General features: G+C 52.3%; 10 protein-coding genes. 4 read left to right on the top strand and 6 right to left on the bottom strand.

The annotated features are described in order from the left end of the window. From IGR76_06885 to IGR76_06860, 6 genes are all read right to left on the bottom strand, one after another. On the bottom strand, positions 1–876 hold an 876-nt coding region (locus IGR76_06885; protein MBF2078238.1), incomplete at its 3' end, for an LD-carboxypeptidase. Between the two features lie 36 nt (positions 877–912). After that, positions 913–1,989, bottom strand: a complete 1,077-nt coding sequence (locus IGR76_06880; GenBank protein MBF2078237.1) for a glycosyltransferase family 4 protein — start codon at positions 1,987–1,989, stop codon at positions 913–915. Between the two features lie 22 nt (positions 1,990–2,011). Beyond that, positions 2,012–2,983: a DUF362 domain-containing protein gene (locus IGR76_06875; protein ID MBF2078236.1), complete on the bottom strand. Its 972-nt coding sequence runs from the start codon at positions 2,981–2,983 to the stop codon at positions 2,012–2,014. Between the two features lie 112 nt (positions 2,984–3,095). Beyond that, on the bottom strand, positions 3,096–3,392 hold the full coding sequence (locus tag IGR76_06870; protein MBF2078235.1) for a hypothetical protein: 297 nt from the start codon (positions 3,390–3,392) through the stop codon (positions 3,096–3,098). Between the two features lie 161 nt (positions 3,393–3,553). Then, positions 3,554–4,849 (bottom strand): HD domain-containing protein, encoded by a 1,296-nt coding sequence (locus IGR76_06865; GenBank protein MBF2078234.1) that lies wholly within the window; start codon positions 4,847–4,849, stop codon positions 3,554–3,556. Beyond that, the gene (locus IGR76_06860; GenBank protein ID MBF2078233.1) at positions 4,824–6,056 is read right to left on the bottom strand and encodes a PDZ domain-containing protein; all 1,233 of its coding nucleotides are present in this window, start codon (positions 6,054–6,056) and stop codon (positions 4,824–4,826) included. The genes IGR76_06865 and IGR76_06860 overlap by 26 nt, the downstream gene beginning before the upstream one ends. Positions 6,057–6,358: 302 nt before the next feature. Here IGR76_06860 and IGR76_06855 point away from each other — a divergent pair, with 302 nt between their 5' ends. The 4 genes from IGR76_06855 to IGR76_06840 all read left to right on the top strand — a co-directional run. Next, positions 6,359–7,027 carry a cytochrome b6 gene (locus IGR76_06855; GenBank protein MBF2078232.1) on the top strand — a complete coding sequence of 223 codons (669 nt, stop codon included), beginning with the start codon at positions 6,359–6,361 and terminating at the stop codon, positions 7,025–7,027. 150 nt (positions 7,028–7,177) lie between these two features. After that, the gene (locus tag IGR76_06850) at positions 7,178–7,660 is read left to right on the top strand and encodes a cytochrome b6-f complex subunit IV (protein ID MBF2078231.1); all 483 of its coding nucleotides are present in this window, start codon (positions 7,178–7,180) and stop codon (positions 7,658–7,660) included. Positions 7,661–8,099: 439 nt separating this feature from the next. After that, entirely contained in the window at positions 8,100–8,480 is a 381-nt protein-coding gene (locus tag IGR76_06845) for a zinc ribbon domain-containing protein (protein MBF2078230.1), read from the top strand. A 175-nt stretch (positions 8,481–8,655) separates the two neighbouring features. Further along, on the top strand, positions 8,656–10,478 hold a 1,823-nt coding region (locus IGR76_06840; GenBank protein MBF2078229.1), incomplete at its 3' end, for an FAD-dependent oxidoreductase.

The raw sequence follows: 10,478 nt of genomic DNA, 5'->3' as shown, positions 1-10,478 counted from the left end.
ATCGCCATCCAGTTGAGCCATAATACCCACAGGTAGAGCCGCATTGACTCCATCGTGACCAAAGGGCAAATCGGACACCACTGGAATCCCCAGATCAGATAGGCGATCGCGCAAGACTTCATCTACGCTGAAACTAGGAATGCCGTTGGGGGAGTCACACTGGCTGAAGCGTCCAAGGGCAATGCCCCGTACTTTCTGAATCTGGCCACTCATGCGCCATTGGGTCAACATGCGATCGATGCGGTAGGGGGCTTCGGAGACATCCTCAAGGGCGAGAATCACGTTCTCCAGATCAGGCTGAACCGGGGTACATAGGAGGTGAGTAGCAACGGTTAGGTTTGCCGGAAGCAGGACCCCTTCACAGGTTCCCCCGACCCAAGATTTACCTTGAAGCGGAGGCAGAGCTTGCCCAGATACCCAGTCAAATAAACGCTGAACCGACCAACCCGGTTCGGTTGCTAGGGTAGTTAAGACGGGGGCATGAACGCCTGCAATTCCCTGATGGCTCAGGCTCCACAGTAGCGCCGTAATGTCTGAGAACCCAATTAGCCATTTAGGACAATTAGGGTCAAGTCCTTCCCAATTCCAGTGTTCCAGCACGCGCGCCCCGCCGTATCCTCCACGGGAACAAAGAATGCCACGGCAGTCTGGATCGGCTAAGGCCGCCTTTATTTGGTCTCTGCGATGGTCATCCTCTCCGGCTAGGTAGCCCCACCGCGTATCGAATCCCGGCACAAACTTGACCTGAAAACCGCGCGATCGCCACACATCCACTCCATGATAGAAAGCCTCTCGTTCGCGCAATGCGCCACTAGGGGATACAACATACAACAGATCGCCAGGTTCAAGGGGAGCAGGGGGGACACAAACACGCATAGTTCAGTTGAGGTTTGGAAGTAAACGACGAGATACTTACGATCGCTCGTAGTAGACAACATCATGGAGCCACTGCTCCACGCGATCGCCCATGGCGTCTAAGGAATAATACACCTCAGCGGCACGGCGACAGTCATGGCGACAAATCTGATCGAGTTTTGCGATCGCCTCAACCAGACCCTGAATCGAATCCGGCTCGACCAACCACCCCGTTTTGCCCTGCTGCACAATCTCAGCAGGGCCACCGCGACGATAGGCAATCACCGGAACCCCACAGGCCAGCGCTTCGATCGCCACATTGCCAAAGGCTTCTACCCATTTAGGCGTCATGATGAGTCCCCGACAGGCTCCCATGGCTTGCTGAAGCGCTGAGGTCGGCAGAAATCCTTCATAGGAGATAGGTGCATTAGGATACTGATCCTGAATCTGTTGCCAGTAGACCGGATCCGCGATCGCTCCCCAAATTTTGAGCGGTGTCCCCGTTTGTTCAACAGCAGCGATCGCATCTTCTAAGCCCTTCTCTGGGGCAATCCGTCCGACCCAGGCGAGGGCATCCGTCGCTTTCGCTTGAAAGGTATACAGAGACAAATCAAACCCGTTGCCCAACACCCGACAGCGATCGCTGAACGGAAACGTGTCTGCCTGGGCACGACTATGAACCGCAATGCTGTGGGGATGGGAGTCTGCGATGTGACTGATCACGTGATCCATCGCATCGGTGAGTGATCCCATGCTGACCAGATGGGCAACGGGACTGGGTAGGAAGGGTGTCAGGTAGAAAGGCAGCCAGTCGTAAGCAAAATTCACCAGCACATCGTACTGGGGTGCCCGTTGCAGCGCCTGCGCCCACATATTCGCCAGTACCGAATTCGGTGGCATGATGACGGGGGTATGGCGTCCCTGGCTCTGGGCTGTGGGCTGAAGTTCGCCATCAATGGGGATGAGCGGTAGGTCAGCACTGTCAGAGCCAGCCGGAGCGATCGCCTCCACATGGTGATCTCTGGCCAATAGCGCCTTTGCAATGTTGGCTAAGGTGAGTTCTACGCCTCCACCTAAACCCGACCCTAACGGCCCAACCGGGGTGGAAATCAAGAGGATCTTGAGTGTTGTCATAACCTTAGACTAAGCTCGTCACTCAGCGGTTCGAGTAAAGAATCATCGGCTCTTTGATAAAGCGAATGTAAAAGTGCTTGAAGGACGATTTGACAATGCGCGGCATCCGAAAATCAATGGGCATCATGTTCGTGGGATATTGCCAGTCCAAAAGGCGCAAGTCGTCTGGATGCGCCAGGGGAAACTCGATGGCGTCCAGATCTCCGCAGAGTCCCAGCCGTTGAGATGCAGCGACAGTCGGAATATCGGCAGGATTCGCATTGAGGATAGAAACGAAGGCGCGATCGCAGGCAAAGACATCATCCGATGCCGCCAACACACCCAATGCGCGAGGTTCGCCACCGCTAGGGCCATTGCCCTCATGCCCGATAATGCCGTCTACGATGGTGAGGTCTGGGGCGATCGCCCGCGCTGTTTCCACCAGCATTTGCCCAAAGCGTTCGTGATCTTTCCCCGCTTCCATATGCCACCAGGCTTTCATTTTTCCGGGCACACATCCAAAGAGGTTTTTCACCCCCAGGGTCAGCGTTAACTGGCAGTGGGATTTTACCTTGGGCAGATTAATCACCACGTCTGCATCCATGGCTTCCTTGCACAGGCGCAGATGATTAAAGTCTTGGCTGACGGTTTCATAGCGCTTGCCGTGGAACTCCACAACGGGAATGCCTAACTCCTCCAGCATCGGCGTGTAGCCATTGGCCTGCGCTACCCCTTGGGCACTACCAAACGCCGGACTGTCGCCCAAAAAGGGTTGACCTCCCGCCTCCTGAACCAGCTTGGCGACACCGTAGACTAACTCTGGGCGTGTGGTGCATTCCTTGGTGGGTCGTGCCCCGGTGAGTAAATTTGGCTTAAGCAGAACGCGATCGCCCGGTTTCACAAACGCCACCATGCCGCCGAGAGGCGCTAGGAGCGTTTCGATATCAGGCAAAAGAGACGCTAAATCGTAGGACGTTGAACGCTGTAGACAAACGCGCGATCGCGAATTAACCATAAAGCCAAAGAACTCCTCATGCTAGGGAATTGCTTTACATACCCTAACATTGGAATTCCTGTTCTTTCAGCAAGGTCTGGCTTTTGTCAGTCTGGAAGGAACTAAATGATCTCTACCGGGCGCGACTCAAGGCCGTCATGCGCTCGGCTAACGGAAAGACATCTTCCCCTTTGAGTTGGGGCATGGGAGGCTTCACTTCTACCTTGGTGACGTTGGCAATATTGATAAGCACGGTTTGCTCAGGAAGGTGCAGAATCCACCACTCCTTACGCAGAAGATGGCGAACCTCAAGCTGAAATTCTTGGCTATTTTCAGCATCAATCACCTCTTGATGCAGGGTAAAGGACTCGCTATGACCGTCCAGATAGTGAAAGGTGATCTGCACAGGGTTGTTGCTTTGGCTGTACATACAGTTTGTGTCCTGAGAATGCGAAGTCTATAGGCACTAGCGTATCTAATCCGGCCTAGTGCGTCACAAAGGATGAATATTTGTTCACGGAGGCATTTGTACTGGGGCAATAGGCCATCTGCCCAAACAGACCGTTTAATATCATGGGTTTTAGTGAGCATTTAAGCAGGCTTGATATAATACCCCGTTTTCGGCAACCCGTGCATGGCTTCACGGGGGCAAATCAGCCAGTGGCGCTGCTGCGGTTGGGTAATGGTTTTCACCAAGGGAGAGCGATCGCTCAATTCCTGGAGTTCTGTCCCTGCTTGAAGTTTGATGCCGCGTTGATAGAGGGTATAGCCTCGACTCCAGGACGTTCGTAATCCCGCGTAGTATTCCGCAGGGTATCCCTGTCCTGTCAGGCTTTGACGTACTTGGGTGAGCAATTCATTTTGGTGTTCGGTGCTGAGGTGGGTCACATCGTAGGCTTTGAATAAATCCCGATTCACATAGCGCTGACAGAGATCAGCCAGGATGGGGTCGGGATGAGTCTGCCACCGCTGAAGGTGATAGGTAAACACGCCATCATCGGCAGCTAGGTAATGCGCCAAGGCCATGCGATCGCAATCTCCGCCGAGCCAAACGGTCATTGTGTCATCACAAAAGGGGCTGTGATTGAGCATTAGAAGTTCTTGGGCTCGTCCAAAGGCATGGCGCAGAATCCAGGTGGCGGCAATATTCTTGGGATGGTTGTAAATCTGGGCGTACATGAAGTACCGCACGATCAGGTAATGCTCAATGGCGGTAATTCCCTTTTGCTTCACCACCAGAATTTGCTGCGTCGGATCGAACTCCAGTGCCAGCAAAATCCGATCCAAATCCAGCTTGCCGTAGGATGCCCCGGTTGCATAGCTGTCTCGCATCAAGTAATCTAGGCGATCGCAATCGAGTTGACTCGACACCAACTGCCACACAAAGGGAATCGGATGCTCTTTTTGATAAACCTGGAGAATATCCGCTAGCAAATCGGGATGAAAGCCCGTCAAAAGCGATCGCACCCCGTCCGATTCTTCCAAAATTCGCTGGGTCCAACGCTCATGGTGACAGCTAAAGATCTCTTCGCAAGTGTGGCTAAAGGGGCCATGCCCGATGTCGTGGAGGAGGGCTGCACACAGCACCGTCGCTCGATGGGGCAACAGTTCGGGATAGCGAGCAGCAATGCCATCAAAAGCGCGACGGGCGATCGCCATGACACCGAGGGAATGGGTAAACCGCGAGGACTCCGCCCCATGAAACGTCAGACTCGCAGGCCCTAGTTGACGAATTCGCCGTAACCGTTGAAATTCGGGCGTATCAATGAGCTGAATTAAGAGCGCTTCGACTGGATCGCGCCGATCGAGGACGATCGCCCCGTGGAGCGGATCATGATAGGTGCGGCTGCTACTGGTGCTCCTAGGTAGCGTGAGCCAAGACTGCATTTTGAGTTAGCACATCCAATGCGGCTTGATATTGGGGATCGTTCGGGGTGCCGACCTGTGCCCGCGTCAGCAGATCGCCCGGAACCGGATAGTCCGGCTGAATGCCCTGACGGTTAATGTCGTGGTGAGCTGGAGTTTCGTACTTTGCAACCGTTACCGCGAGTCCTGAACCGTCAGAAAGACTGAACAAGGATTGAATCAGCCCTTTGCCAAAGGTGCGATCGCCCACGAGGGTTGCCCGTCCGTTATCCTGGAGTGCTCCAGCCAAGATTTCACTCGCACTAGCGGTGCCCTGATTCACTAGCACCACCAGCGGATCTTGGGTGAGGGCATGGGACGTAGCCTCAAAGCTTTCCTGAATGCCCTGACGATTGACGGTGTAGACCACCGTACCCTCCTCTAGCCAGAGGCGGGCGACATCAATCCCGGCTTGTAGCAATCCACCTGGATTGTTCCGAAGATCGAGAATGTAGGCGTCTGCCCCCTGGCTCTCCAAAGATTCAACAGCTTTAGCAACCTCAGCAGCGGCGTTCGCGTTGAATTGCGCCAACCGAATATAGCCCACCTTCTCGTCGTCTAAGGTGCGCAGATCCGCATAAACCGGATTGAGACTAATGCGATCGCGCACCACGTCAATGTCAACAGGGGATTCCGTATTCCGCACAATCGTTAGCGTCACCTGACTACCAATGGGCCCTCGCATCCGCTCTGCGGCCTCATCCAAGGTCAGATCTACAGTGGGGAAGCCATTGATCTTGGTAATGCGATCGCTCGGCAGAATTCCGGCTTGCTCGGCGGGTGACCCTTCGATGGGAGCAATAACCCGCAGGCCGCCGTCCTCCGCATCGCGTGTAATTTGCAAGCCAACTCCTGTTAACTCACCAGAGGTCGAGGTTTGTAAACTCCGGTACTGATCCGGTTTCAGTAAGCGGGTAAACGGATCATCGAGCCCCTCCAACATTTTTTGGATCGCCGTGTAGGCTGCCTCACGATCGGGTAGCGGTTGCTGCAGTGCCTTCTGCCGCACTAACCACCAATTCTGATCATTAAAGGTGTCGTCTACGTAGGCGCGATCAACAATCCGCCATACTTCAGTGACAAGCTTTTGCTCCTCACTGAAGGCATAGGCATTCGGTGTCAGCACGCTGAACCCCAGAATAATCAAGATGGTTAAAAATACCCCAACCCGAAGAAGCTGTTTTCTCATGCACTCAAGAACTTTAGATAACAAGTTTTGTATTTTGTGTTAGGACGAGGGCTACGGGCGATCGCTTCATGACGCTCAATGAAGATCACCGTCCTCAACCCTGAGAATCTATAAAGTTGTGTAAAGGCCAAGGTTAAGATGCCCTTGAATGTAGTTTAAGCGTTCAACCCAGACTATGGGATTGTGTCAAATGTTTTGCTATGTAAATCCTAGACAGATCAACCCTTTTAGCCCCACAATGTTAATGAAAGCTATGTTACATTTCTACTAACAGCATAAACATTTCTTGGAACTCTGGCTTCATGTTTACTAAGCAGGTAACGGACTCAAAGCTCTACAAGTGGTTTAACGATCGCCTAGAGGTTCAAGCGATCGCTGACGATATCAGCAGCAAGTACGTCCCTCCCCACGTCAATATCTTCTATTGCCTAGGTGGCATCACCCTAGTGTGCTTCCTCATCCAGTTTGCAACTGGCTTTGCAATGACCTTCTACTATAAGCCAAGCGTCACGGAAGCCTTCGCATCAGTGCAATACATCATGACCGAAGTTAACTTTGGTTGGTTGATCCGCTCTATTCATCGTTGGTCTGCCAGCATGATGGTGCTGATGATGATCCTCCATGTTTTCCGCGTGTACCTCACGGGTGGCTTTAAGAAACCTCGTGAGCTGACCTGGGTAACGGGCGTGATCTTGGCGGTGATTACCGTTTCATTTGGTGTAACGGGTTACTCGTTGCCTTGGGACCAGGTTGGTTACTGGGCGGTTAAAATCGTATCCGGTGTCCCTGAGGCGATCCCCGTAGTTGGTTCCTTCATGGTTGAGCTACTGCGCGGTGGTACCAGCGTTGGTCAGTCCACCCTAACTCGTTTCTACAGCCTGCATACTTTCGTATTGCCTTGGCTGATTGCAGTGTTTATGCTGCTGCACTTCTTGATGATCCGCAAGCAAGGGATTTCTGGCCCCTTGTAAGCCGATTGAGCGAGCTGTAAGTCACTTGAAACGGTATCTTCACGATACGGAATCATCCATTGGGTGTTTGATACGCTATGCCTACAGCTCGTTGCGAATTTTACGTTACATACGCCTGTCTTCAGACGATTAAGGAGAACACCGATAGTTATGTCAACGCTTAAGAAGCCGGATCTGAGCGATCCAAAGTTACGGGAGAAGTTAAAGCAGGGCATGGGTCACAATTACTACGGTGAACCTGCATGGCCGAACGATCTTCTCTACACCTTCCCCGTTGTAATCCTGGGAACGATCGCCTGTTGCGTTTCCCTAGCAGTTCTTGATCCTGCGTTGGTGGGTGAGCCTGCCAACCCGTTTGCAACACCCCTAGAAATTTTGCCTGAGTGGTACCTGTACCCGGCCTTCCAGATTTTGCGGGTTGTGCCCAACAAACTCCTGGGGATTGCGCTACAAACCGCAATTCCTCTGGGCTTAATGTTGATTCCGTTCATTGAGAACGTGAACAAGTTCCAAAATCCGTTCCGTCGTCCTTTGGCAACTAGTGTGTTCCTGTTTGGAACCCTGGTGACCATTTGGCTCGGTATCGGTGCAACGTTCCCCATCAGCAAGTCTCTGACGCTGGGGTTGTTCTAGGGATTTAGAGTCCTAAGGCGATTACTGAATTCAACACCTGTCTTGAGATTGATGAAGCGCTTGTCTGATTTGGTCTTGGGGCAGGTGTTGTGTTTGTGATGTCTATGGGGTGGAGGGGCGATCGCCCTTTCATCATTGCTTCATCAGTATCTGCACAGGGTGGATCTCTCGAATGTTCGGGGCGTAATCTACCCTGGTTTGTATAGGGCGATCGCTGCTATAAAGATTATTGAATGATCCCAACGGCATCCCGGCAACATAAAGCCGTTCGATAGAATAGACATACCGTAAAACGTTGTTTGGCCTATTGAGTTTATTCAGGCGTTATCTTCATTCCCAAGATTGTCCGCTGACAACTATTAAGAACCGCGAAATTAAAATCTCAATTTGTGCATTGCTTTGGCATTGATAATCACCTTAAGACAAGCAGGAGATCCCCATGAACCAGAACGGATTTAATGGTGTGCAAGTAAATCTATCAGGGTTCCGCTTCTGGCTCACCATTTTAGCGGGAATTTGGCTCTTGAGTGCGATCGGACTAGGCTGGCTTGTGAAGTCCCTGTTTATTTTGGTCGCATTTCTGCTATTTTTGCCCATTGTCGGATTCTTAGGACTGCGCTGGTGGTTAAAGCGAAATTTGGTTGATGGGCAGTGTCCTGTTTGTGGGCAAGGGTTGGCAGGTGTGAATCGCATGCAGCTCACATGTCCAAGCTGTGGGGAACCTTTATTAGTAGAAAATGGAAGCTTTCAGCGTATAACCCCTCCTGGAGTCGTTGATGTGAGCGCGGTAGAGGTTTCTGCACGCCAGCTTGAAGATTAAATTCATCCTTGAACCGAGAAATCGGTTGCGGGAATGACAAATAAAAGGTTTTCTTCGAGAAGTGGGCTACCGATTTTCCGGTGAATATGGAACATTATTTAGAGAGCAATGTTTCTCTCAGCAGAAGGTATTGTGTTCTGTAATCAGTGTGGTTGTTGTAGTAGTCCGAGCTTGAATGTTTCCCAAACTTAATTCCTCGTTGTCTGAGGCTCTGACCCCAGAGCAGTCTCCCAGTAAAGCGTCTGATTATTCGATTTCGCGTCGGACGCTACTCAAAATTGCCGGGCTTGGCTCAGTAGGAGCATTAGTCGGTTATTCCCGCTTTGCCAAGCCACAGCCCAACGTCTTTCAGCAAGATACGATCGCCCTGCCTCGGATGGCGTCACAACGTAAGCGAGTGGTCGTGGTTGGGGGTGGCCTTGCGGGATTAGCGAGTGCCTACGAACTGAGTCAGCGCGGATTTCAGGTCACCCTTCTCGAAAAAGCGCCGCAATTTGGTGGAAAAGTTGCCAGTTGGCCGATCGAGGTGGCAGGGGAATCGTTCAAGATGGAGCATGGCTTCCACGGGTTTTTTCCCCAGTATTACAACCTCAAAGATCTGATGGCGGAATTAGATGCGCGGGATAACTTCAAGTCCTTGGAGTTTTACTCGGTGGTATATCGCGATCGCAACTATGCTCCCGAAGTCTTTCGCCCTAGCCACTCGTCCTTTCCCTGGAACGTGATGGACTTAGCGGTTTCGTCTCCGAATCGTCTGCGCTGGGGCTTGAACCTAACCAAGCTGGAGCATTGGGATGTATTTAAGGAGATTACCGGATTCCATCCCGAACGCAGCTACGATCGCCTTGATCATCTTTCGGTTGCCGAATGGGTATCGCGAGATTTTCCCCGTGGCTTGTACGACCTCTACTTTTTGCCCTTTGCCAAGTCCAGCCTGAACTCGCCCGATGTGCTGAGTGCGGGTGAACTGATGCAGTTCTTCCATTTCTACTTCTTTGGCAATCCAGAGGGGTTGGCCTTTGAAGGAACTCGGCAAGATATGGGACGCAGCTTGGTGGATCCGATCGCGAATGCCATTCGGGATGCCGGAGGGGAAACGATTACAGGCGCTACGGTGCGAAAGCTGCACTGGCAGGATGGATGCATTCGGGCGATCGAGTATCAGCAGGGAACTGAAACCAGCGATGTGCCCTTCTGGATGAGCCGCAATCCGCTGCTGAGTACCGATGAAATGGAATTCTTTGGGGCGGGCGATCGCGTCTTTAAGCTAGTGAACAACGGTAAGGAAGCGATTTCCCTGAGCTGTACTCACCAAGGATGTACCGTTCACCAAGAGGAGGATGGTCAATTTCAGTGTCCCTGTCACGGTGCCGCCTACGACGCCCAAGGTAAACTGCTGCAAGGCCCCGCCGATCGGGATTTGCCCCGGTTCAAAGTGCTTCAGCGCAAAGATGATCAGGTGCAGATGGTGGCGATCGCCCCTCCTGATGCAGCACCCGCTCAAACCATTGAAGCCGATTACTACGTGTTTGCGACCGATATTCCAGGCACTCAGCACCTCTTTTCCCTATCCGAAGGGGATGTGGATGCCCAGGTTGCCCAGCAGGTGACCGAGCTTCAAGTGGCCGATCCGTTTGCCGTGGCTCGCTTCTGGTTTGATCAGGACTTTGACTGGGAGCACAGCAACTTTACTTCCCTGTCTGGCTATCGTTTAACGGACAGCATTACCCTCTACCACCGGATTCAGGAAGACTATATGGACTGGGCAGAGCGAACGGGGGGAAGTGTGGTGGAACTGCACGCCTATTGCTACAAGGAAAAGGAATTCCCGACTCAGCAAGCCCTTTTAGCAACCTTCGAGCAGGAATTGTATGAAATTGTTCCGGCATTGAAGGAGGCAACCATGCTGCACCGGCAGTTAGTGAACCAAAAGAACTTTGCCGGATTCCCGCCCAACAGCTATACCAACCGTCCCGCTACTTCAACCTCCGCAAGTAA

It is taken from the genome of Synechococcales cyanobacterium T60_A2020_003 (genome assembly GCA_015272205.1).
Lineage (GTDB): Bacteria > Cyanobacteriota > Cyanobacteriia > RECH01 > RECH01 > JACYMB01.
Note: the sequence above shows the minus strand (reverse complement) of the source record. Positions and strands in the feature narration are given on the sequence as shown.

What these genes read in the sequence shown, in the direction of transcription:
- IGR76_06880 (MBF2078237.1), bottom strand. Translation starts at nt 1,989, where the DNA reads ATGACAACACTCAAGATCCTCTTGATTTCCACCCCGGTTGGGCCGTTA.
- IGR76_06875 (MBF2078236.1), bottom strand. Translation starts at nt 2,983, where the DNA reads ATGGTTAATTCGCGATCGCGCGTTTGTCTACAGCGTTCAACGTCCTAC.
- IGR76_06870 (MBF2078235.1), bottom strand. Translation starts at nt 3,392, where the DNA reads ATGTACAGCCAAAGCAACAACCCTGTGCAGATCACCTTTCACTATCTG.
- IGR76_06865 (MBF2078234.1), bottom strand. Translation starts at nt 4,849, where the DNA reads ATGCAGTCTTGGCTCACGCTACCTAGGAGCACCAGTAGCAGCCGCACC.
- IGR76_06860 (MBF2078233.1), bottom strand. Translation starts at nt 6,056, where the DNA reads ATGAGAAAACAGCTTCTTCGGGTTGGGGTATTTTTAACCATCTTGATT.
- IGR76_06855 (MBF2078232.1), top strand. Translation starts at nt 6,359, where the DNA reads ATGTTTACTAAGCAGGTAACGGACTCAAAGCTCTACAAGTGGTTTAAC.
- IGR76_06850 (MBF2078231.1), top strand. Translation starts at nt 7,178, where the DNA reads ATGTCAACGCTTAAGAAGCCGGATCTGAGCGATCCAAAGTTACGGGAG.
- IGR76_06845 (MBF2078230.1), top strand. Translation starts at nt 8,100, where the DNA reads ATGAACCAGAACGGATTTAATGGTGTGCAAGTAAATCTATCAGGGTTC.